The organism is Azospira sp. MPR-LB4 (assembly GCF_058809525.1).
The window spans coordinates 1,999,841-2,021,414 of record NZ_CM179521.1 but is presented as its reverse complement, the minus strand read 5'-3'; the positions used below and the strand labels follow the sequence as shown (position 1 = coordinate 2,021,414).

The following is a 21,574-nucleotide window of genomic DNA, read 5'->3' as shown; positions in this document are numbered from 1 at the left end:
ATGCAGATGTCGGAAGCCTCCACGGTGGGGCAGCACTCCCTCGCCGGGGCCGACCAGGCCCTGGTGGACGGGGTCCTGGCGCGTCAGCGCCGGGCCCTGGCCAAGGCCATCACCCTGATCGAGTCCAGCCGGGCCGACCATCAGGTGCGGGCCCAGCAGGTGCTCGCCTCCCTTCTGCCCCACACGGGCAAGGCCATCCGCATCGGCATTTCCGGCGTCCCCGGCGCCGGCAAGTCCACCTTCATCGAAGCCCTGGGCATCCACCTGATCGAACGGGGCCATCGCCTGGCCGTGCTGGCGGTGGATCCTTCCTCCTCCGTCTCCGGCGGCTCCATCCTGGGTGACAAGACCCGCATGGAAACCCTGTGCCAGCGCGAGGAGGCCTTCATCCGGCCGTCCCCCTCCGCCGGCAGCCTGGGCGGCGTCGCCGAAAAGACCCGGGAAGCCATGCTGCTGTGCGAGGCCGCCGGCTTCGACGTGATCATCGTCGAGACCGTCGGCGTCGGCCAGTCCGAGACCACGGTGGCCGGCATGGTGGATATGTTCTGCCTGCTGCAGCTGCCCAATGCCGGCGACGACCTGCAGGCCATCAAGAAAGGCATCGTCGAGATCGCCGACATGGTGGTCATCAACAAGGCCGACATCGACCCCCGGGCCGCCCAGGTGGTGCGGGCCCAGTGGAACAACGCCCTGCACATGCTGCGCCACGCCAGCCCCAACTGGGCGCCGCCGGTGATCACCCTGTCGGCCCTGCACAAGGAAGGCATCGGCGACTTCTGGGCCCAGGTGGAAAAGTACCGCCAGGCCCTGACGCCCACCGGCGAGTTCGAGGCCCGGCGCCAGCGCCAGTCCATCGACTGGATGTGGAGCCTGATCGATTCCGGCCTGCGCCAGTATTTCCGTAACCACCCGGCGGTGCGCCGGGACCTGCCCGGGCTCACCCAAGCGGTGACCCAGGGCCGCACCACGCCGGCCGCGGCGGCTTACAAGCTGTTGGGCGACCTGCGAACCGATTCGCCATCCGAATAACGTTTCAAACCTTTCGACCCTGTTTCGACCCATTGGGAGAAGTCCACATGCACGACATCATTCACGAGCTGGAGAAAAAGCGCGAAGCCGCCCGCCTCGGCGGTGGCCAGAAGCGCATCGACAGCCAGCACAAGAAGGGCAAGCTGACCGCCCGCGAACGCCTCGAGCTGCTGCTCGATCCCGATTCCTTCGAGGAATGGGACATGTTCAAGGAGCACCGCTGCACCGACTTCGGCATGGCCGAGACCAAGAACCCGGGTGACGGCGTCGTCACCGGCTACGGCACCATCAACGGCCGTCTGGTCTTCGTTTTCTCCCAGGACTTCACCGTCTTCGGCGGCTCCCTCTCCGAGACCCACGCCGAGAAAATCTGCAAGGTCATGGACCACGCCATGAAGGTCGGCGCTCCCGTGATCGGCCTGAACGACTCCGGCGGCGCCCGTATTCAGGAAGGCGTTGCCTCCCTGGGCGGCTACGCCGACGTGTTCCAGCGCAACGTCATGGCCTCCGGCGTGATCCCCCAGATCTCCATGATCATGGGCCCCTGTGCCGGCGGCGCCGTGTATTCCCCGGCCATGACCGACTTCATCTTCATGGTGAAGGATTCCTCCTACATGTTCGTCACCGGTCCCGAAGTGGTGAAGACCGTGACCCACGAAGAAGTGACCGCCGAGGAACTGGGCGGCGCCGTGACCCACACCACCAAGTCCGGTGTGGCCGACCTGGCCTTCGAGAACGACGTGGAAGCCCTGAACTACCTGCGTCGCCTGGTGAACTTCCTGCCCGCCAACAACCGGGAAAAGCCCCCGGTGCAGAAGACCAACGATCCTGCCGAGCGTCTGGACTTCTCCCTCGACACCCTGGTGCCGGACAACGCCAACAAGCCCTACGACATGAAGGAACTGATCATCAAGATGGTTGATGATTGCGACTTCTTCGAAATCCAGCCGGACTACGCCAAGAACATCATCACCGGCTTCGCCCGCATGGATGGCCACCCCGTCGGCATCGTCGCCAACCAGCCCCTGGTGCTGGCCGGCTGCCTGGACATCAAGTCCTCCATCAAGGCTGCCCGCTTCGTGCGCTTCTGCGACGCCTTCAACATCCCCGTGGTGACCCTGGTGGATGTGCCCGGCTTCATGCCCGGCACCTCCCAGGAATACGGCGGCATCATCAAGCACGGCGCCAAGCTGCTCTACGCCTACGCCGAATGCACCGTGCCGAAGGTCACCCTGATCACCCGCAAGGCCTACGGTGGCGCCTACGACGTGATGTCCTCCAAGCACCTGCGCGGCGACGTGAACCTGGCCTGGCCCAGCGCCGAAATTGCCGTGATGGGCCCCAAGGGCGCCGTGGAAATCATCTTCCGCGAAGAGAAGAACGACCCCGCCAAGCTGGCCGAGCGCGAAGCCGAATACAAGGCCAAGTTCGCCAACCCCTTCGTGGCCGGTGCCCGTGGCTTCATCGACGACGTCATCATGCCCAACGAGACCCGCAAGCGGATCTGCCGTTCCTTGGCCATGCTGCGTGACAAGAAACTCGACAACCCGTGGCGCAAGCACGGCAACATTCCGCTGTAAGCGACGGGAAGGACTAAAACATGTTTAAGAAAATCCTGATTGCCAACCGCGGCGAAATCGCCTGCCGCGTCATCAAGACCGCCCGCAAGATGGGCATCAAGACTGTCGCCGTTTACTCCGAGGCTGACAAGGACGCCCTGTTCGTGGAGATGGCCGACGAAGCCGTCTGCATCGGCCCGGCCGCTTCCAAGGAATCCTACCTGGTCGCCGACAAGATCATCGCCGCCTGCAAGCAGACCGGCGCCGAGGCGGTGCACCCCGGCTACGGCTTCCTCTCCGAGAACGCCGAGTTCTCCCGCCGTCTGGAAGAGGAAGGCATCAAGTTCATCGGTCCCAAGCACTACTCCATCGCCAAGATGGGCGACAAGATCGAGTCCAAGAAGCTGGCCATCGAAGCCAAGGTCAACACCATCCCCGGCTACAACGATGCCATCGACGGCCCCGACGCCGCCGTGGAAATCGCCAAGAAGATCGGCTACCCAGTGATGATCAAGGCCTCCGCCGGCGGCGGCGGCAAGGGCCTGCGCGTGGCCTACAACGACGCCGAAGCCCACGAAGGCTTCTCCTCCTGCGTCAACGAAGCCCGCAACTCCTTCGGCGACGACCGCGTCTTCATCGAGAAGTACGTGCTGGAACCCCGCCACATCGAAATCCAGGTGCTGGGCGACTCCCACGGCAACTACGTGTACCTGAACGAGCGCGACTGCTCCATCCAGCGCCGGCACCAGAAGGTCATCGAAGAGGCGCCGAGCCCCTTCGTCGACCCGGAAATGCGCAAGGCCATGGGCGAGCAGGCCGTGGCCCTGGCCCGGGCCGTGAATTACGAATCCGCCGGTACGGTGGAGTTCGTGGTCTCCGGCGCCACCAAGGAGTTCTACTTCCTGGAGATGAACACCCGTCTGCAGGTGGAGCACCCCGTCACCGAACTGATCACCGGCCTCGACCTGGTGGAACAGATGATCCGCGTCGCCTACGGCGAGAAGCTGCCCCTGACCCAGGCCGACGTGCAGATCAACGGCTGGGCCATGGAGTGCCGGATCAACGCGGAAGACCCCTTCCGCGGCTTCCTGCCCTCCACCGGCCGCCTGGTGAAGTTCCAGCCGCCGGCCGAAGTGGATGGTCAGGTGCGTGTGGATACCGGCGTCTACGACGGCGGCGAAATCTCCATGTACTACGACTCCATGATCGCCAAGCTGATCGTGCACGGCGCTTCCCGCGAGCAGGCCATCGCCCGCATGCGTGACGCCCTGAACGGCTTCGTCATCCGCGGCATCTCCTCGAACATCCCGTTCCAGGCCGCCCTGATGCAGCACGCCCGCTTCCAGTCCGGCATCTTCGACACCGGCTTCATCGCCAAGGAATACCCGAAGGGCTTCGACGCCTCCATGGTGCCCCACGACGATCCGGCCCTGCTGATCGGCGTCGCCGCCTTCGTGCATCGCCGCTACATCGACCGCGCCGCCCAGGTTTCCGGCCAGCTGCCGGGCCACGAGCGCAAGGTGGGCGACGAGTGGGTGGTGATCCGCAACGGCGAACGTCACCCCGTGGTGGCCAAGCCCATCGAGGGCGGCTATCTGGTGACCTACAACGGCGAGAAGTACGAGCTTCTCTCCGATTGGCGCCAGGGTCAGTCCCTGTTCAACGGTACCTGCAACGGCGAGGAATTCACCCTGCAGGTGGAACGCCACCGCATGACCTACCAGCTGTTCCACTGGGGCACCCGCGCCGACATGATGGTGATGTCCGCCCGCGCCGCCGAACTGCTGGCCCTCATGCCGGAAAAGGCCGCTCCCGACCTCTCCAAGTTCCTGCTGTCCCCCATGCCGGGCCTGCTGCGCGAAGTGTCCGTCGCCGTCGGCCAGGAAGTGAAGGCCGGCGAGAAGCTGGCCGTCATCGAAGCCATGAAGATGGAGAACATCCTCAAGGCCGAACAGGACTGCAAGGTGAAGAAGATCTCCGTCACCGCCGGCTCCAGCCTGTCGGTGGACGAAATCATCATCGAGTTCGAATAAGCGGCTGCTGCCGCCTCATCCCGCCCGCCGTCGCCCTCAGGTGACGGCGGCAGGATTGCCCAAGGGCCGGTTCTACCGGCCCTTTTTTTATGGCCGGACGTCGGCCCGGGCCTGCAGCACGGGATGGGGCGGGGCGGAGGGCGAGGCCAGGGTGCGCAGGGCGCCGTAGGCCAGGAAGGCGCCGAGGAGGGCGCACAGGGTGAAGAACAGCGCCAGCTCGCGGCGCAACAGGCGTTCGATCCTGGGCAGGGTGTCCCTGCCGGGCGGTACTAGCGGCATCTGGTTCATTTTTTTCTCCCTGGACTGGCTGCCCGCCTGCGCCGTCTGGCGGCGGGCCGGCAAGGCCAGTAAATACCCTGTTGCTTACATGGATATTACGGCGAGGGAGGGAGGCCGGTGGCGGCAGACGCGGTGCCGCGTCAGACCTGGGCCAGGATTTCCAGGATGTCCGTGGCTTCGGGCAGGGGTTGGGCCACCAGGAGAAAGTCGGCCATGGTGTCCAGTTCGGCCAGGGCCGCTTCCAGGGCCTCGCGGACTTCCGGGTGGTCGAAACCGTGGCCGGCCTGGGCCCGGACGATGGCCGCCGCCAGACCCTGGGCCAGGGCTTCGGCACTGTCCAGTTCCAGGTGGGCGGCGTGGTCCGCCAGGCAGTGGGCCGATTCGGCCAGGGCTTCTCCATCCGGCTCCAGGCAGGCCAGTTCCTCCCTCATCAGGGCTGCCTGCTCGCCGATTTCGCCGGCAAAGAGGCGCAGCAGGGTGGGCGAGACGGCGGGACGCTGGCTTTCCCGGCATTCGGCCAGGCGCTGGGCGACGTGGGCCACCCGTTCGGCGAAGACCGGCAGGCCCAGGTCCCGGGTGTCGCCGAGCAGTTCCAGGGCGGCGGCGATGGCGGCGCGCAGGTAGGGGTCCTCGGCCGCCTCCGGGGCGTCGAGAAGGTCGCCGACGCCGGCCAGGGATTCGGCCAGGTGCAGGGTCTCCGGCAGGTTGAGGCTCATGGCGGCGGCGCAGAGGTCGATCAGGGCCCGCCGGAAGGGCGCCAGATCGCCGCTGCCGCGCCCGTTCCAGGCGGCCACTGCGGCGTTGCCGGCGGCGCTCCAGGCAGCTACCGCCTCAGCGTCCAGGTCCGGGGCCTCGGGCTTGGCCATCAGGGAAATCAGTTCGGTCACCGGCGGCAGCTGGCCGGCACCCTGGCGGATGCACTGCTGCAGTTCCTCGGCCAGGCCGCCCTCGGGGGCTTCGCTGCCATTCAGGGCGGCCCGCATCTGCAGGTCGATGCGGGCGCAGAGGCGGCGGGATTCCGCATCCACTGCCAGGGTGCCGTCGGAGATGGCGCGCAGGAACACTTCGGCACTGTGCCAGAAGGGGGCGAAGTCGCCGCCGGCGGAGGCTTCCAGGTGGCGCACCGCGGCCCGCATCTCCGGCAGTCCGGCCGGGTCCCCCGGCTGTTGCAACCAGGCCAGCATGCCTCGCTGGTAACGGCTGCGGGCCTGACGCTGGGAGGGGGAGGGCGGGGCAACGCTCATGGCAGGGGCGGAAGGATCGGTGGATGGGGCATTTTACTCCTCTGCCCGGGGACGTCTGTGGTTAGAATGCGGGCATAAATACAAGCGGAGACATCCGTGTTCCACTCCCCCTCGGCTCCCAGAGACCGCCCGGCCTTGCTGTGGCAGGCCCTCCTGTTTTTTCTGCTCCTGCTGCCTGCCGTCGTCCGGGCCCATCCCCTGGTGCTGGATCAGGACGACGGCAGCTTTGCCCTGGTGCCCCACGTGGAAGTGCTGGAAGACCCGGGCGGCAAGCTCGATCTGGCCGCCGTGCGGCAGGCCGCCGCCGCAGGCCGCTTCGCGCCGGCCCATGCCCTGGGCGAATTGAACTTCGGCTATTCCTCCTCCGCCTTCTGGCTGCGCATTCCCCTGGAGTCCCGCCTGCAGCGTTCCAGCCCGTGGCTGCTGGAGATCGCCTTTCCCTCCCTCGACCGGGTGGAGCTGTTCCTGCCCCGGGCCGACGGCCGCGTCGACTACCAGTTAACCGGGGACCGCCTGCCCTTTGCCGAACGCCCCTATCCCAACCGCAATCTGGTGCTGCCCCTGGAGTTGGGACCCGGCGAGTCCCTCGCCCTCTATCTGCGGGTGGAGTCGGAGGGCAGCCTGACTTTGCCCCTGACCCTGTGGACGCCGGATGCCTTTCGCCTGCACAACCAGGACGCCTACGCCGGCTTCTCCCTCTACTACGGCATGCTGCTGGCCCTGGGTCTGTACAACCTGCTGCTCTTCTTCGCCCTGCGGGAGCGCATCTACCTGGTCTATGTGGCCTTCGCCGTGAGCATGGCGGTGGGCCAGCTGTCCCTCAACGGCCTGGGCAACGAATACATCTGGCCGGCCTTCCCCGCCTGGGGCAATGTGGCCCTGCCCTCGGGCTTTGCCGCCACCGGCTTCTTCGGCGCCATTTTTACCCGCCTCTTCCTCAATACCCGGCATAGCAATCCCCGGGCCGACAAGCTGATCCTGGCCCTGGCCGCCGGCTTTGCCGTGGCCGCCCTGGGTCCGGTCCTGCTGCCTTACCGCTGGGCCGCCATCCTCACCTCCCTGCTGGGCGCCGCCTTTTCCGCCGTGGCCGTGGCGGTGGGCGTCCATGCCCAGCTGCGGCGCCACCCGGGGGCCCGCTACTTCCTCCTGGCCTGGTCCCTGCTGCTGGTGGGCGTGGGCATGATGGCCCTGCGCAACCTGGGCTGGCTGCCCACCACCCTGTTCACTTCCTACGGCATGCAGATCGGTTCGGCCCTGGAGATGCTGCTGCTCTCCTTTGCCCTGGCCGACCGCATCCAGGCCGAGCGCCTGGCTCGGGAACTGGCCCAGGGCGAGGCTCTCCACAGCAAGCAGGACCTGGTCAATGCCCTGCGCAGCAATGAGCAACTGCTGGAGGCCCGGGTGGCGGAGCGGACCCGGGACCTGGCCGCCGCCAACGATCGCCTGCTGGCCAACGAGCAGCAGTTGCAGCGCATGGCGCGGCACGATCCCCTGACCGGGCTGGCCAACCGTCTGCTGCTCGACGACCGCATCAGCCACGGTCTGGCGGTGGGGCGGCGCAACGGCACCCGTCTGGCCCTGCTGCTGATCGACCTGGACGGCTTCAAGCCGATCAACGATGAGCATGGCCATGCCGTGGGCGACCAGTTGCTGGTGGTGCTGGCGGACCGCCTGCAACGCTCGGTGCGGGCGGTGGATACGGTGGCGCGCCTGGGCGGCGACGAGTTCGTGCTGGTGCTGGAGGATCTGGCGGCGGTGGAGGACGGGCGCCAGGTGGCGGCCAAGGTGGTGGCGGAAATGAGCCGGCCGGTGGTGCTGGAGGGGCGGGAACTGCTGGTCTCCGCCAGCGCCGGCCTGGCCTTCTATCCGGAGGACGGGGAGGACGCCCAGACCCTGCTCAGGCGGGCCGACGAGGCCATGTACGAAGCCAAGCGGGCCGGCCGCAACACCTTCCGTCAGGTGGGCCAGTAGGACGTTGCGGGCAGCGTGAACGTGAAAAAGGCCGCCCGCGGGCGGCCTTTTTCATTGCGGAAGCCTGGGGGCGGCGCTGCTCAGCCGGCCAGCTTGGCGAAGGCGTCCACCACTTCGGCGGGAGCCTGCACCAGTTCGATCAGCACGCCTTCGCCGCCGATGGGGGATTCCTCATTGCCCTTGGGGTGCAGGAAGCAGATGTCGAAACCGGCTGCACCCTTGCGGATGCCGCCAGGGGCGAAGCGCACGCCGTTGGCCGTCAGCCATTCCACGGCCTTGGGCAGGTCGTCGATCCACAGGCCCACGTGGTTGAGGGGAGTGGTGTGCACCGCCGGCTTCTTTTCCGGGTCCAGGGGCTGCATCAGGTCCACTTCGACCTTGAAGGGGCCCTTGCCCATGGCGCAGATGTCCTCGTCCACGTTTTCCCGCTCGGAGACGAAATTGCCGGTGACTTCCAGGCCCAGCATGTCGACCCACAGGGTCTTCAGCTTGTCCTTGGAAGGGCCGCCGATGGCGATCTGCTGGATGCCGAGAACTTTGAAGGGACGCTGGGACATGGAGAGGCTCCTGAAATCGGTGGAATTAAAAATACATAATTATACAGAGCGGACCGCCGCCCAGGGAGAGGGGCGAGCGGTACTCGGGGCCGGAATCCGGGGTGGAGCCCGGGCGGGCTCCCGGGACCATGCTCCAGGGCGGACACCGGCCCCGGGCGGACGGAGGAGGAGGCCGCCTCACGCCACCTGTCCGGCACGATGGGGCGCGAAAAAAAAAAGCGGAGCCCCGCCGCCGCAGGTGCTCCGCTTCCCTCTGTAACCGGGCGGACCCGGAAGTGATGGCAATCGCCGTTGCTGCCGGCAGGCGCAACGGTCTGCTTATTTCTTCTTGGCCTTGGCGTCCTTGCTGGCGGCGATGTTGCCGACGAAGGTGTTTTCCACCAGGGGCGGGGCATCCACCTGGGGCACGTGGCACTGCACGCAGTTGTGGCGCAGGTGGGTGACTTCGGCGTGCTGCTTGCCTTCCCGGTCGATGAAGTGGCTCTCGCCGATCTTCGGGGCCTTCTTCTCCTTATACTTCTCCGGACCGTGGCAGGTCAGGCACTGGTTCTCTTCCAGGGTGATTTCGTCGAAGTTGTCCACCGCGTGGGGAATCACCGGCGGCTGCTCCTTGTAGGTGCGGGCGATGGGCTGTTGCAGGCCCGGCTTCTTGCCGGCGTAGGCCTTCATCTCGGGGGCCGGGTCGCCGGCGGGAATGTCGGCGCCGCGCATGGTCTTGGGCGCATCGGCGGCCTGGGCCAGGCAGGCGAAGGAGGCGGCCAGGATGGCCAGGGTCAGTTTGTGCAGTCGGTTCATGGTCGGCTCCTCAATGGATGGTCTTGCGATGGTCTGTCTGGCCTTCGGCCTCCCCGGCCGGGGCGCAGCGCTGGGTGTGCTGGTTGAAGCGGCTGCCGAAGACGAAGACGTCCTTGGCGCAAACGTCGATGCAGCGGCCGCAGTTGGTGCAGGCAGAGGCCAGGATGACCGGGCCGGTGCCGTTGGCCTCGCCCTTGAGGGCGGGGCGGATGACCTGGGGTTCGGGGCAGGCGGCGAAGCAGTCCATGCAGTCGTCGCACTCCTGGCGCCGGCGGGCGCTGACCCGCAGCAGGCTGGTGCGGCCGAGCAGGCCGTAGAAGGCGCCCACCGGACACAGGTGGCCGCACCAGCCCCGGCTCATGATCAGCAGGTCCAGCAGGAAAATGGCGAGAACCACGGTCCAGGCGGCGCCCAGGCCGAAGATGAGGCCCCGGTGCAGCATGGATACCGGATTGATCAGCTCCCAGGCCAGGCCGGCGCCGGCCAGGGGCAGCAGCAGGGTCAGCCCCAGGATCCAGTAGCGGCTGCGGCGGCTGATGTGGGCGCTGCCCTTGAGACCGAGGCGCTCCCGCAGCCAGCCGGCCAGGTCGGTGACCAGGTTCATGGGGCAGACCCAGGAGCAATACACCCGGCCGCCCACCAGCAGGTAGAAGGCGAGCACGATGGCGGCGCCGAGCAGAGCCAGGCCCTCGGGGCGATGGCCGGAGAACAGCACCTGCAGTACCAGCAGGGGATCGGCCAGGGGCAGGGTGTCCAGGGTCAGGCTGTAGCTGAGGTTGCCCTTGACCAGCCACAGGCCGGCCAGGGGGCCGAGCAGGAACAGGCCCAGGATGCCGAACTGGGACAGGCGCCGCAGCAGCAGCCAGCGGTTGGCGCCGAGCCGGCCCTTGGCGGCCAGGGCGGCGGGGAAACGGGGAGAGAGGAAGCTCATCGCGCCGCCTCGTCGGAAAGCCGGTTGGGCAGGCCGCCACCGGGGATGTTCTGGGGTATGGCCGGAACGCCCGGTCCATGGGCGTCGGCACCGGGGATGCTCGGTGCCAGGCTATCGACGCCGCTGCCCGGGGTGGCCGGCTTGCCGGGGGCGAGGGACGGGCCTCCCTGGCTGGCAGGGTCGAAGTGGCCTTCCAGACGGGCGCCTTCAGGCATGCGGTCCGGCAGGTCGCCCAGGCCCTTGTCGTCCACCAGGGAATGGCCGGCCTTCTTCTCTTCCTCCCAGCCGACCCGGTAGTGCTGGCCCAGCTCGCCCTTGGCCAGGGGCACGGGCAGGACCTTGATGGCGGCGGTTTCGAGGACGCAGGAGCGCTCGCATTTGCCGCAGCCCGTACAGTGCTCGGAATGCACCGTGGGAATGAACATGCTGTGGCGGCCGGTGCGGGTGTTGGGGCGCAGCTCCAGGGTGATGGCCTTGTCGATCACCGGGCACACCCGGTAGCAGACGTCGCAGCGCAGGCCGAGGAAATTGAGGCAGGTCTCCTGGTCGAGCAGTACCGCCAGGCCCATGCGGGCCTGGTTGATGTCGGTGAGGCCGTGGTCCAGGGCGCCGGTGGGGCAGGCCTTGACGCAGGGGATGTCCTCGCACATCTCGCAGGGCACCTGGCGGGCGACGAAATAGGGCGTGCCGGTGGATACCGGCTGCTCCGGCCGGGCCAGGGACAGGGTGCCATAGGGACAGTCGCGCACGCACAGGCCGCAACGGATGCAGGCACCGAGAAAGTCCTCCTCCGCGCCGGCGCCGGGCGGGCGCAGGGCCGCCGGCGGCAGGGCCCGGGCCTGCTTGGCATGGAAGCCCAGGCCGAGACCCAGCAGACCGACGCCGCAGGCCATGCGGCCGGCGTCGGCGAAGAACTGGCGCCGGGCCGCCGCAGCCTTGTCGGACTTGGCAGGAGGGGAGTTGGAAAGATCGCTCATGGCGTGACCGGCGGCGGGAACCGACTGGGGGCGGACTTAACCGTCCGCCCCGCCGGCCTCCCTGATGCCTTATCCGGTTGTGTAGGTGCTTAGGCCTTGACCACCTTGCAGGCGCACTTCTTGAAGTCCGTCTCTTTCGAGATGGGGCAGGTGGCGTCCAGGGTCAGCTTGTTCACCAGCCGGTGCTCGTCGAAGAAGGGCACGAAGACCAGGCCCAGGGGCGGCTTGTTGCGGCCCCGGGTTTCCACCCGGGTGGAAATCTCGCCGCGGCGGGACTGCACCTTGACCGTGTCGCCGCGCTGCAGGCCGCGCTTCTTGGCGTCTTCCGGATGCATGTAGATCCAGGCGTCGGGCATGGCCTTGTACAGCTCGGGCACGCGCCGGGTCATGGAGCCGGTGTGCCAGTGCTCCAGCACGCGGCCGGTACAGAGCCACAGGTCGTACTCGGCATCCGGCTGCTCGGCGGCAGGCTGGTAGGGCAGGGCGAAGACCACCGCCTTGCCGTCGGGGAAGCCGTAGAAGCGCACCTTCTCGCCGGCCTTGACGTAGGGGTCGTAGCCTTCGCGGAAGCGCCACAGGGTTTCCTTGTTGTCCACCACCGGCCAGCGCAGGCCGCGGGCCTTGTGATAGGTGTCGAAGGCGGCCAGGTCGTGGCCGTGGCCGCGGCCGAAGGCGGCGTATTCCTCGAACAGGCCCTTCTGCAGGTAGAAGCCGAGGACCTTGCCTTCCTCGTTCTCGAAGCCCTTCAGCTGGTCGGAGACGGGGAACTTGTTCACTTCGCCGTTGGCGTAGAGCACGTCATAGAGGGTCTTGCCCTTGTACTCGGGGGCCTTGTCCAGCAGCTCGGCGGGCCACACTTCCTCCATCTTGAAGCGCTTGGAGAATTCCACGTACTGCAGCACGTCGGAGCGGGCCTGGCCCTGGGGCTTGACCTGCTGGCGCCAGAACTGGGTGCGGCGCTCGGCGTTGCCGTAGGCGCCTTCCTTCTCCATCCACATGGCGGAGGGCAGGATCAGGTCGGCAGCCAGGGCGGAGACGGTGGGATAGACGTCGGAGTGCACCACGAAGGCGGCCGGATTGCGCCAGCCCGGGTAGACCTCGCCGTTGATGTTGGGGCCGGCCTGCATGTTGTTGGTGGTGGTGGACCAGAAGAAGGCCACCTTGCCGTCCTTCAGGGCGCGGCTCTGGGCCACGGCGTGCAGACCCACCCAGTCGGGGATGGTGCCGGCGGGCAGCTTCCACAGCTTCTCGGTGATTTCCCGGTGCTTGGGATTGACCACCACCATGTCGGCGGGCAGGCGATGGGCGAAGGTGCCCACTTCCCGGGCCGTGCCGCAGGCGGAAGGCTGGCCGGTGAGGGAGAAGGGGCCGTTGCCCGGTTCGGAGATCTTGCCCACCAGCAGGTGCACGTTGTAGATCATGTTGTTCACCCAGGTGCCCCGGGTGTGCTGGTTGAAGCCCATGGTCCAGTAGGAGACGACCTTCACCTTGGGATCGGCATAGGCCTTGGCCAGGGCTTCCAGGTTCTCCTTCGGCACGCCGGAAATCTCGTGGGTCTTGTCCAGCGTGTATTCGGCGACGAAGGCCTTGAACTCGTCGAAGGAGATGTCGGTGGCCTTGTTGGGGTCGCCCTTGGGCTTGCCGTCCGGGCCCGGGTAGCCGTTGTTGCCGGCGGCCTGTTCCAGGGGGTGGTTGGGACGCAGGCCGTAGCCGATGTCGGTGACGCCCTTCTTGAACTTGACGTGGTTCTTGACGAAGTCCTGGTTCACCGCGCCGTTCTGGATGATGTAGTTGGCGATGTAGTTGAGGATGGCCAGGTCGGACTGGGGCTTGAAGATCAGCTCGTTGTCGGCCAGCTCGCAGGAGCGGTGGGTGAAGGTGGACAGCACGTGGATCTTGACGTGCTTGGCGTTGAGGCGGCGGTCGGTGATGCGGGACCAGAGGATGGGGTGCATCTCCGCCATGTTGGAGCCCCACAGGGCGAACACGTCGGCGTGCTCCGCATCGTCATAGCAGCCCATGGGCTCGTCGATGCCGAAGGTGCGCATGAAGCCGGCCACGGCGGAAGCCATGCAGTGGCGGGCGTTGGGGTCCAGGTTGTTGGAGCGGAACCCGGCCTTCCACAGCTTGGCGGCGGCGTAGCCTTCCCAGATGGTCCACTGGCCGGAGCCGAACATGGCGATGTTGCGCGGGCCGCCGGCCTTGAGGGCGGCCTTGCACTTCTCGGCCATGATGTCGTAGGCCTGGTCCCAGGAAATGGGGGTGAAGTCGCCGTTCTTGTCGTACTGGCCGTTCTTCATGCGCAGCAGGGGCTGGGTCAGGCGGTCCTTGCCGTACATGATCTTGGAGAGGAAGTAACCCTTGATGCAGTTGAGGCCCCGGTTCACCGGCGCTTCCGGATCGCCCTGGGTGGCCACCACGCGGCCGTCCTTGGTGCCCACCAGGACACCGCAGCCGGTGCCGCAGAAGCGGCAGACGCCCTTGTCCCAGCGGATGCCGTCATTCTTCGGCTGCTGCGCCAGGGCTTCGGATACGCCGGGCACCGCCATGCCGGCGGCGTTGGCGGCGGCGGCGACGGCGCTGCTCTTGATAAAGTCGCGACGGGTCAGGTTCATCTCAGGACTCCTTCTCGGGATCAGGTTCGAAGTGGTGATACACCATGGCCAGGGACATGACGCCCGGCAGCTGCTGTATCGCCTCGTAGGTTTGGGTGGTTTCCCGGTCGCCGTCGCTCTCGATGGTGACGATCATGCGGCCCTCTTCGGAGACGGCGTGGACCTCCACGCCCGCCAAGGTCGCCAGACCCGCCTCGACGGCCGCGATCTGCTGCGGCCCGGCGTTGACCAGAATGCTGGAAATATTCACGGATGATTCCCCCAATCGGCAGGCACGGCTCGAAGGGCCGGCTCAAGGTTCGACCACTCTATGCCCCTACGGAAACCCAGGTTTATGATGTGAATCAAAAGCGAAAAAAAGCCCCCGCAGGATGTAGGTGATTTGAAAAGTCACCGGGCTTCGGTTAGCCTGATCGGGCTTTGCCTGGTGCGGTTTTCCGCCGCATCGGGGTTAATGAGAATGACCCACAACAAGGCCCGCCCCATGCCGGCAGGCCGGCGGTTCGAGTAACAGCCCCGATTCCCCAGAAGGCTTGTTTTCCCACCCACCCATGTCCCGGCCCCTGCCCATTCTCTCGACGCCCGCAGCCGCCCCCCCGGAGGCCGCTCCCCTGACCCGCTACAGCCCCATTCCTTGGGGCCTGGTGATCGTCCTTTCCCTGCTTTTCGTCGTGGTCTGGCTGCTGCCGCCCCTGGGCGGCCTCAAACAGAGCGACACCATCTTCCCCCTGACCCTGCACACGGTGATGGAGAGCTTCTCCTTCGTCGTCTCCGTGCTGGTCTTCGCCGTCTCCTGGCATGCCTACAGCCGGGAGCGGGCGGGCAACCTGATGATCCTGGCCTGCGGCTTCCTCGCCGTGGCCCTGCTGGATTTCGGCCATACCCTCTCCTACCGGGGCATGCCCGACTTCGTCACGCCCTCCTCGCCCCAGAAGGCCATCACCTTCTGGCTGGCGGCCCGCTACGTGGCGGCCCTGACCCTGCTCACCATCGCCCTGCGCCCCTGGCAGCCCCTGGCCCGCCCCCGGGACCGCTACCGGCTGATGCTGTGGGCCCTGCTGGTGACCGCCGCGGTGTTCGTCTCGGAGCTTTACCTGCCGGATTTCTGGCCCACCATGTTCGTGCCCGGGGTGGGCCTCACCGGTCTCAAGATCGCCGCCGAATACGGCCTCATCGCCATCCTCGGCGCCACTGCGGTGATCCTCTATCCGAAGACCCAGGGCAAGCCCGCCTTCGACGCCGCCAACCTGTTCACCGCGGTGCTCATCACCATCCTCTCGGAGCTGTGCTTCACCCTGTACTCCAACGTCAATGACGTGTTCCAGCTGCTCGGCCATACCTACAAGGTCATCGCCTATTTCTGGATCTACAAGGCGGTCTTCGTCTCCAGCGTGCGCGACCCCTACCTGCGCCTGAGCCTGGAGATGGCGGAGCGCCAGGCGGCGGAGGCGCGCATCCAGTTCCTCGCCTACCACGATCCCCTGACCGAGCTGCCCAACCGCATCCTGGTGCGGGAGCGCTTCGAGCGGGCGGCGGAGCGGGCCCGGGTCCAGTCCTCCCGGGTGGGGCTGGTCTATATCGACCTGGACAATTTCAAGACGGTGAACGACTCCCTCGGCCATACCCTGGGCGACCTGCTGCTGCAGGGCATCGGCCAGCGCCTGCAGTCCCTGGTGCCGGCCGGCAGCACGGTCAGCCGCCAGGGCGGCGACGAATTCCTCATCCTGCTGGAAGACGTGGAGCGGCCCCGGGAAGTGGAGAGCCTGGTGAACCGCATCGTCGAGCAGATGCAGCAGCCCTTCGCGATCCAGGACCACGACCTGTCCACCTCCGTTTCCATCGGCGTTTCCCTTTTCCCCGACGACGGCGGCGATTTCGACACCCTGCTGAAAAAGGCGGATACGGCCATGTACCGGGCCAAGGGCGCCGGCCGCAACGGCTACCGCTTTTTCGACCGGGAAATGGACAAGGACGTGGGCGAGCGCCTGCGCCTGAGCAACGACCTGCGCCTGGCCCTGGCGCGCAACGAGTTCGTGCTGCACTACCAGCCCCAGATCGATTTGCGCACCCAGGAAGTGATCGGCGCCGAGGCCCTGATCCGCTGGCAGCATCCGGAACTGGGCCTGCTGGCGCCGTGCCGCTTCATCGGCATCGCCGAGGACACGGGCCTGATCGTGCCCATCGGCGAATGGGTGATCCGCATGGCCTGCCATCAGGCCGCCGCCTGGCAGCGGGCCGGCCTGCCGCCCCTGGTGGTGGCGGTCAATCTTTCCGCCGTGCAATTCATGCGCGGCGATCTGGTGGGCACGGTGGCCAGCGCCCTGGCCACCTCCGCCCTGCCTTCCCGCTGTCTGGAACTGGAACTGACCGAATCGATCCTGATCCAGGACGCGGAGAACATCCTGGGCACGGTGCAGCGCCTCAACGCCATCGGCGTGCAGATGTCCATCGACGACTTCGGCACCGGCTATTCCAGCCTTTCCTACCTGAAGCGCTTCGCCGTGGACAAGCTGAAGGTGGACCAGTCCTTCGTGCGCGACCTCTGCAGCGATCCGGACGACGCCGCCATCGTGCGGGCCATCATCCAGCTGGCCCGCAGCCTGGGCCTGAAGACCATCGCCGAAGGGGTGGAAACGGCGGAAATCCTCGCCCTGCTGCAGGAGTTGGGGTGCGACGAAGCCCAGGGCTACTACTTCGCCAAGCCCCTGCCGGCGGACAACTTCAGCGCCTTCCTCAGCCAGCGCCTGTCCTGACGGCCCGGCGCTGCCGCAGCGCCGGCAGCCCCCATTTCCCCCAACTGAAAACTACTGCCGCACTTCCCGGATGTTGTCGGGCGGCAGGAACTCGCCGCTGCTGCGGAAGGGATTGATGTCCAGGCCGCCGCGCCGGGTGTAGCGGGCATACACGGCCAGGGACTGGGGGGCGCAGCGGGCGCTGATGTCGCAGAAGATGCGCTCGACGCACTGCTCATGGAACTCGTTGTGGCCGCGGAAGGAGACGATGTAGCGCAGCAGGGCGGCGCGGTCGATGGCCGGGCCCCGGTAGCGCACCACCACCATGCCCCAGTCGGGCTGGCCGGTGACCAGGCAGTTGGACTTGAGCAGGTGGGAATAGAGGGTTTCCTCGACGCAGCGGCCGGCATCGGCCTGCAGCAGTTCCGGCGCCGGCTGGTAGCGGTCGCACTCGATGTCCAGCTCGTCCAGCAGGATGCCCGAGGGGTAATCCACCCGGGGCCGCGGCTGCCCTGCCAGAGGCTCCAGCTGCACCGTCACCTGGCCGCCGGCGGCGGCGGAAAGATCCCGGGCCAGGGTGGCGGCCACCGTTTCCGCGTCGGCGAAGGGGCTCTGGTTGAAGGAATTCAGGTACAGCTTGAAGGACTTGGATTCGATCAGGTGGGGCGTCTGCGCCGGGATGCGGAAGGTGCCCAGGGTCACCACCGGCTTGCCCCGGGGATTGAGCCAGGAAATCTCGTAGGCGTTCCACAGGTCCTCGCCGACGAAGGGCAGGCGGGCCGGGTCGATGCCGATCTCGTCCCGCTTCAGCTGGCGCGGGATGGGAAAGAGCAGTTCCGGGGCGTAATGGCAGCGGTACTCGCTGGCCTTGCCGAGAGGGGAGAGGGCGCTGGGATCGATGGTCATGGGGCGGATTTTACCCCCAGGCGGAGGCGGGACCAGCATCGGCCGTGAGCGCCGCCTAGAGCAGCACGTAGCCCTGGGGCTGCAGCAGGGGCGGCAGGTCGGTCTCGCCCAGGGCTTCGCCCAGGTCCCCTTCCAGCATGCGCACCATGGCGTCCAGGGGCAGGTCGTTTTCCAGGGTGCCGAAGGGCTCTTCCAGTTCGTCCCCCAGTGCGTCCAGGCCGAAGAAGGTGTAGGCCAGCACCGCCGTCAGCAGGGGCGTGGCCCAGCCGACGGAACGGGCCAGGCCGAAGGGCAGCAGCAGGCAGAAGAGGTGGGCGGTGCGGTGCAGCAGCAGGGTGTAGGCGAAGGGCAGGGGGGTGAAGCGGATGCGCTCGCAGGCGGCCTGGATGCCGGAGAGGGCGTGCAGGCGCTGGGTCAGACCCTGGTAGACGATGTCGCCGAGGCCGTCCCGTTGCCGGGCCTGGACCAGGTCGTGGCCGCACTGGCGCAGCAGGGCATCGGCCGGATTGCGGCTCTGGGCAAGGCGCTCGGCCTCGCCGGGAGGCAGGAAGGGTGCGGCTTCCAGGACTGCGTCCCGGCCCCGCAGACGGGCGGCCAGGGCGTGGGCGAAGGCCAGGCTGCGGCGCACCAGGAGGCGCCGGGGTTCCGCCTCCAGCACCAGGCTATCCCGGGCCAGGGAGCGCAGTTCGACGATGAGGCCGCCCCACTGCTTGCGCGCTTCCCACCAGCGGTCGTAGCAGGCGCTGTTGCGAAAGCCGAGGAAGATGGAAAAGGCCAGGCCGAGCAGGGCGAAGGGGGCGGCGGAATAGTCGGGGAAGAGGTGGCCGAAGTGCTGGGCGCCCCAGGTGATGAGCACGGCGAAGCTGGTGGTGAAGACGATCTGGGGCAGCACGTGGGGCACCACCGAGCCGCGCCAGATGAAAAAGAGACGGAGCAGGCTGGGGCGTTCGCGGACGATCATGTCGAGGCAGTCGGTGGAGTGGTGGTCGGGTTGGCGCTGCCGGCGCTCGCCAGTACGACCAGGCCGGGCAGGGTGGCGCGGGCGTTGGCGCCGGTGGCGGCGATCAGCGCGGCGGTCGGCATGCCCCGCAGCTCGGCCAGGAGAGCGGCGAAGCGGGGCAGGTAGGCGGGCTTGTTGCGCCGGTCCGGGCTCTCCGCGGTGAGAAAGGCCGGGGGAATGTCGGGGGCGTCCGTTTCCAGGACCAGGGCTTCCAGGGGCAGGGTGGCGGCCAGTTCCCGGATGCGGGTGGAGCCGCTGAAGGTCATGGCGCCGCCGAAGCCCAGCTTGAAGCCGAGCTTGATGAATTCGTCGGCCTGCTGCCGGCTGCCGTTGAAGGCATGGGCGATGCCGCCCCGGGGCCGGTAGCGGCGCAGCTGCTTGAGAATGGGGTCCAGGGCCCGGCGCACGTGGAGGATCACCGGCAGGTCGAACTCCACGGCAAGCTTCAGCTGTTCGGCGAAGAAGTGCTGCTGCCGCGCCAGGGCCTCGCCCTGCTGCAGTTCGGGCACGTACAGGTCGAGGCCGATCTCGCCCACCGCCAGCGGCGCCAGGGGGCCATCCCGCTCCTCGGCCAGCCAGCGGCGCAGGGTGGTGAGGTCTTCCTCCCGGGCCGCCGGCGTGTACAGGGGATGGATGCCGTAGGCGGGCGCGCAGCCCGGATAGGCGAGGCAGCAGGCGCGCACCTCGGCGAAAGTGGCGGCAGCCACTGCCGGCACCACCATGGCCTGGACGCCAACCGCGACGCCATCCTTGAAGATGGCATCCCGGTCAGTGGCGAATTCCGCCGCGTCCAGGTGGCAGTGGGTGTCGATCAGCATGGAATCTGGCTGTCCGGGCAGGCCGGGCGGAGAGGCCCGCCCTGCCTCACTTCTGGCCGAAGGCCGGTTTGCGCTTTTCCAGGAAGGCGCCCAGACCTTCGGCGAAGTCGGGATGGACGGAGCAGGCGGCGAAGTTGCCCTGTTCGGCGAACAGCTGCTCCGGCAGGGAATTGCCGCTGGAAGCCTGCAGCAGGGCCTTGGTGCGGGCCAGGGCCTGGCGCGGACCGGCGGCCAGGCGGCGGGCCAGCTTGGCGCTCTCGGCCTCCAGCTCGGCGGCGGGCACCACCCGGTTGATGAGGCCCCACTCCCTGGCCTGGGCGGCATCGAAACGGTCCCCCAGCAGGGCGATCTCGGCGGCCCGCTTGGCCCCCACGGCCCGGGGCAGGAACCAGGTGGCGCCGCCGTCGGGGGAAAGGCCGATGTGGCAGTAGGCCAGGGTGAAATAGGCGTTGTCGGCGGCCACCGCCAGGTCGCAGGCCAGCATCAGGGACAGGCCGAAGCCGGCGGCGGCACCGCTGACCGAGGCCACTACGGGTTTGCCCATGCGGCGCACCTGCAGGGTGGTGGCGTGCACGGCGGCGATGGTCTGTTCGAAGAGGGCCTGGCGTTCCGCCGGCGGCAGGGCCAGCTGGCTGTGGAACCACTTGAGGTCGCCACCGGCCATGAAGTGCTCGCCGCCGCGCAGGACCACGGCGCCGACGGCCTCGTCGTGCTCGGCCCGGGCGGTGGCGGCGCGCAGGTCCTCGATCATGGCCAGGTTGAGGGCGTTGAGGGCCTCGGGGCGGTTCAGGGTCAGGGTCAGGACCCCGTCCTCCAGGTGGGAAAGCACGGTGCTCATGGGTTGTCTCCTTTGGGTGGTGGTTTTTATGGGTTTATTGTTTTGTCGTTCCGAGGAACGGGAAATCCGGTTCCGGCCGGCGGCCGGAAATGAGGTCCGCCAGGGCCGCGGCGGAGCCGCAGGACAGGGTCCAGCCCAGGGTGCCGTGGCCGGTGTTGAGCCACAGGTTGGACAGGCGGGTGCGACCGATGAGGGGCACGTTGGAGGGCGTCACCGGGCGCAGGCCGCACCAGTAGAGCGGGTCGCCGTCGGGGCGCAGCTGGGGGAACAGTTCCAGGGCGCGCCGCAGCAGGGCCTCGCAGCGCACCGGGGTGAGGTCCAGGTTGTGGCCGTTGAACTCCGCCGTGCCGGCCACCCGCAGGCGGTTGCCGAGGCGGGACATGACGATCTTGCGTTCGTCGTCGGTGATGCTGACGCTGGGGGCGACGCTGTCCGGGGAGAGGGCGATGGTGGCGGAATAGCCCTTGCCCGGATAGACGCAGGCCTTGACCCCGGCGGGCTTGAGCAGGGCCGGGGAATAGCTGCCCAGGGCCACCACGTAGGCGTCGGCCAGGAGCAGGTCGCCGCCGGCGACGACGCCGGCCACCCGGCCGCCGGCGCTGGCAATCTTCTCCACCGGGCAGTTGTAGCGGAACTGCACGCCCCGGGCGGCGGCGGCCTCGGCCAGGCGCTGGGTGAAGCGGTGGGCGTCGCCGGATTCGTCGCTGGGGGTGTAGTCGCCACCAGCCAGGCGCCCTTGCACCGCGGCCAGGGCCGGCTCGATGGCGACGCAGCGGGCGGCGTCCACCGGCTCCCGGTCCACCCCGAATTCCCGCATCAGGGCGGCGGCGTGGCAGGCGGCCTCGAACTCGGCGGCCTGGGTGAAGATGTGCAGGATGCCCTGGCAGCGCTGGTCGTAGTCCAGGGGCAGGGCCTGGCGCAGGGCCTGCAGCCGCTGCCGGCTGTAGAGGGCGAGGGCGATGATGTCGCGGATGTTGCGGCGGGTGGCCCCGGGCGGGCAGTTGGCGAGGAAGCGCAGGCTCCAGGCGAAGAGGGCCGGGTCGTAGCGCAGGCGGAAGAGCAGGGGGGCATCTTCCTTGCCCAGCCATTCCAGGGCCTTGAAGGGGGCCCGGGGATTGGCCCAGGGCTCGGCGTGGCAGACGGAAATCTGGCCGCCGTTGGCGAAGCTGGTTTCCAGGGCGGCGCCGGGCTGGCGGTCCACCACCGTGACTTCGTGGCCGGCCTCGGCCAGGAACCAGGCACTGGTGACGCCGACGACGCCGGCGCCGAGGACGAGAACACGCACCCGGC

Annotated in this window: 18 protein-coding genes; 5 read left to right on the top strand and 13 right to left on the bottom strand. The window is 67.8% G+C overall.

The window, feature by feature from the left end:
* Genes meaB through accC form a run of 3 tightly spaced genes read left to right on the top strand, consistent with a single transcriptional unit; the run spans position 1 to position 4,621 of the window.
* A complete protein-coding gene (gene meaB / locus AC3QLZ_RS09465; protein WP_014235633.1) occupies positions 1 to 1,029 on the top strand; it encodes a methylmalonyl Co-A mutase-associated GTPase MeaB in 1,029 nt (342 codons plus the stop codon).
* A 47-nt stretch (positions 1,030 to 1,076) separates the two neighbouring features.
* Positions 1,077 to 2,609: an acyl-CoA carboxylase subunit beta gene (locus tag AC3QLZ_RS09460; protein WP_014235632.1), complete on the top strand. Its 1,533-nt coding sequence runs from the start codon at positions 1,077 to 1,079 to the stop codon at positions 2,607 to 2,609.
* 20 nt (positions 2,610 to 2,629) lie between these two features.
* The gene (accC, locus tag AC3QLZ_RS09455) at positions 2,630 to 4,621 is read left to right on the top strand and encodes an acetyl-CoA carboxylase biotin carboxylase subunit (protein ID WP_014235631.1); all 1,992 of its coding nucleotides are present in this window, start codon (positions 2,630 to 2,632) and stop codon (positions 4,619 to 4,621) included.
* Between the two features lie 87 nt (positions 4,622 to 4,708).
* Here accC and AC3QLZ_RS09450 read toward each other — a convergent pair whose 3' ends face one another.
* Together AC3QLZ_RS09450 and AC3QLZ_RS09445 are read right to left on the bottom strand one after the other, a co-directional pair.
* Positions 4,709 to 4,909 carry a hypothetical protein gene (locus AC3QLZ_RS09450; RefSeq protein ID WP_014235630.1) on the bottom strand — a complete coding sequence of 67 codons (201 nt, stop codon included), beginning with the start codon at positions 4,907 to 4,909 and terminating at the stop codon, positions 4,709 to 4,711.
* A gap of 131 nt (positions 4,910 to 5,040) precedes the next feature.
* Complete coding sequence (locus AC3QLZ_RS09445; protein WP_014235629.1) at positions 5,041 to 6,144, bottom strand: FimL-related protein; 1,104 nt, start codon at positions 6,142 to 6,144, stop codon at positions 5,041 to 5,043.
* Between the two features lie 96 nt (positions 6,145 to 6,240).
* On the opposite strand from AC3QLZ_RS09445, the gene AC3QLZ_RS09440 reads away from it, so the two are divergent.
* On the top strand, positions 6,241 to 8,115 hold the full coding sequence (locus AC3QLZ_RS09440) for a diguanylate cyclase (protein WP_014235628.1): 1,875 nt from the start codon (positions 6,241 to 6,243) through the stop codon (positions 8,113 to 8,115).
* 80 nt (positions 8,116 to 8,195) lie between these two features.
* Here AC3QLZ_RS09440 and AC3QLZ_RS09435 read toward each other — a convergent pair whose 3' ends face one another.
* The 6 genes from AC3QLZ_RS09435 to AC3QLZ_RS09410 all read right to left on the bottom strand — a co-directional run bounded on the left by AC3QLZ_RS09435 (position 8,196) and on the right by AC3QLZ_RS09410 (position 14,240).
* Positions 8,196 to 8,672 (bottom strand): VOC family protein, encoded by a 477-nt coding sequence (locus tag AC3QLZ_RS09435; protein WP_014235627.1) that lies wholly within the window; start codon positions 8,670 to 8,672, stop codon positions 8,196 to 8,198.
* 318 nt (positions 8,673 to 8,990) lie between these two features.
* A complete protein-coding gene (locus AC3QLZ_RS09430; protein WP_014235626.1) occupies positions 8,991 to 9,467 on the bottom strand; it encodes a nitrate reductase cytochrome c-type subunit in 477 nt (158 codons plus the stop codon).
* A 10-nt stretch (positions 9,468 to 9,477) separates the two neighbouring features.
* Complete coding sequence (napH, locus tag AC3QLZ_RS09425) at positions 9,478 to 10,398, bottom strand: quinol dehydrogenase ferredoxin subunit NapH (RefSeq protein WP_014235625.1); 921 nt, start codon at positions 10,396 to 10,398, stop codon at positions 9,478 to 9,480.
* Positions 10,395 to 11,375 carry a ferredoxin-type protein NapG gene (gene napG / locus AC3QLZ_RS09420; RefSeq protein ID WP_014235624.1) on the bottom strand — a complete coding sequence of 327 codons (981 nt, stop codon included), beginning with the start codon at positions 11,373 to 11,375 and terminating at the stop codon, positions 10,395 to 10,397. Before napG ends, napH begins: the two co-directional genes overlap by 4 nt.
* A gap of 89 nt (positions 11,376 to 11,464) precedes the next feature.
* Positions 11,465 to 13,990: a nitrate reductase catalytic subunit NapA gene (gene napA / locus AC3QLZ_RS09415; RefSeq protein ID WP_152090380.1), complete on the bottom strand. Its 2,526-nt coding sequence runs from the start codon at positions 13,988 to 13,990 to the stop codon at positions 11,465 to 11,467.
* A gap of 1 nt (position 13,991) precedes the next feature.
* Positions 13,992 to 14,240 (bottom strand): chaperone NapD, encoded by a 249-nt coding sequence (locus AC3QLZ_RS09410; protein ID WP_014235622.1) that lies wholly within the window; start codon positions 14,238 to 14,240, stop codon positions 13,992 to 13,994.
* A 301-nt stretch (positions 14,241 to 14,541) separates the two neighbouring features.
* On the opposite strand from AC3QLZ_RS09410, the gene AC3QLZ_RS09405 reads away from it, so the two are divergent.
* Entirely contained in the window at positions 14,542 to 16,743 is a 2,202-nt protein-coding gene (locus AC3QLZ_RS09405; RefSeq protein WP_014235621.1) for a putative bifunctional diguanylate cyclase/phosphodiesterase, read from the top strand.
* A gap of 51 nt (positions 16,744 to 16,794) precedes the next feature.
* Here AC3QLZ_RS09405 and queF read toward each other — a convergent pair whose 3' ends face one another.
* Genes queF through AC3QLZ_RS09380 form a run of 5 tightly spaced genes read right to left on the bottom strand, consistent with a single transcriptional unit; the run spans position 16,795 to position 21,569 of the window.
* Positions 16,795 to 17,628 (bottom strand): NADPH-dependent 7-cyano-7-deazaguanine reductase QueF, encoded by an 834-nt coding sequence (queF, locus tag AC3QLZ_RS09400; protein WP_014235620.1) that lies wholly within the window; start codon positions 17,626 to 17,628, stop codon positions 16,795 to 16,797.
* 55 nt (positions 17,629 to 17,683) lie between these two features.
* Positions 17,684 to 18,589: a bestrophin family protein gene (locus AC3QLZ_RS09395; RefSeq protein ID WP_014235619.1), complete on the bottom strand. Its 906-nt coding sequence runs from the start codon at positions 18,587 to 18,589 to the stop codon at positions 17,684 to 17,686.
* Positions 18,586 to 19,446 (bottom strand): TatD family hydrolase, encoded by an 861-nt coding sequence (locus AC3QLZ_RS09390; RefSeq protein ID WP_014235618.1) that lies wholly within the window; start codon positions 19,444 to 19,446, stop codon positions 18,586 to 18,588. Before AC3QLZ_RS09390 ends, AC3QLZ_RS09395 begins: the two co-directional genes overlap by 4 nt.
* Before the next feature lie 46 nt (positions 19,447 to 19,492).
* On the bottom strand, positions 19,493 to 20,284 hold the full coding sequence (locus AC3QLZ_RS09385; RefSeq protein WP_014235617.1) for an enoyl-CoA hydratase: 792 nt from the start codon (positions 20,282 to 20,284) through the stop codon (positions 19,493 to 19,495).
* Positions 20,285 to 20,318: 34 nt separating this feature from the next.
* A complete protein-coding gene (locus AC3QLZ_RS09380; protein WP_014235616.1) occupies positions 20,319 to 21,569 on the bottom strand; it encodes a D-amino acid dehydrogenase in 1,251 nt (416 codons plus the stop codon).
* Positions 21,570 to 21,574: the final 5 nt, after the last annotated feature.

Bases quoted from the DNA above. Each gene is read 5' to 3' on its own strand.
- meaB (WP_014235633.1), top strand. From the start codon at position 1: ATGCAGATGTCGGAAGCCTCCACGGTGGGGCAGCACTCCCTCGCCGGG.
- AC3QLZ_RS09460 (WP_014235632.1), top strand. From the start codon at position 1,077: ATGCACGACATCATTCACGAGCTGGAGAAAAAGCGCGAAGCCGCCCGC.
- accC (WP_014235631.1), top strand. From the start codon at position 2,630: ATGTTTAAGAAAATCCTGATTGCCAACCGCGGCGAAATCGCCTGCCGC.
- AC3QLZ_RS09450 (WP_014235630.1), bottom strand. From the start codon at position 4,909: ATGAACCAGATGCCGCTAGTACCGCCCGGCAGGGACACCCTGCCCAGG.
- AC3QLZ_RS09445 (WP_014235629.1), bottom strand. From the start codon at position 6,144: ATGAGCGTTGCCCCGCCCTCCCCCTCCCAGCGTCAGGCCCGCAGCCGT.
- AC3QLZ_RS09435 (WP_014235627.1), bottom strand. From the start codon at position 8,672: ATGTCCCAGCGTCCCTTCAAAGTTCTCGGCATCCAGCAGATCGCCATC.
- AC3QLZ_RS09430 (WP_014235626.1), bottom strand. From the start codon at position 9,467: ATGAACCGACTGCACAAACTGACCCTGGCCATCCTGGCCGCCTCCTTC.
- napH (WP_014235625.1), bottom strand. From the start codon at position 10,398: ATGAGCTTCCTCTCTCCCCGTTTCCCCGCCGCCCTGGCCGCCAAGGGC.
- napG (WP_014235624.1), bottom strand. From the start codon at position 11,375: ATGAGCGATCTTTCCAACTCCCCTCCTGCCAAGTCCGACAAGGCTGCG.
- napA (WP_152090380.1), bottom strand. From the start codon at position 13,990: ATGAACCTGACCCGTCGCGACTTTATCAAGAGCAGCGCCGTCGCCGCC.
- AC3QLZ_RS09405 (WP_014235621.1), top strand. From the start codon at position 14,542: ATGTCCCGGCCCCTGCCCATTCTCTCGACGCCCGCAGCCGCCCCCCCG.
- queF (WP_014235620.1), bottom strand. From the start codon at position 17,628: ATGACCATCGATCCCAGCGCCCTCTCCCCTCTCGGCAAGGCCAGCGAG.
- AC3QLZ_RS09395 (WP_014235619.1), bottom strand. From the start codon at position 18,589: ATGATCGTCCGCGAACGCCCCAGCCTGCTCCGTCTCTTTTTCATCTGG.
- AC3QLZ_RS09390 (WP_014235618.1), bottom strand. From the start codon at position 19,446: ATGCTGATCGACACCCACTGCCACCTGGACGCGGCGGAATTCGCCACT.
- AC3QLZ_RS09385 (WP_014235617.1), bottom strand. From the start codon at position 20,284: ATGAGCACCGTGCTTTCCCACCTGGAGGACGGGGTCCTGACCCTGACC.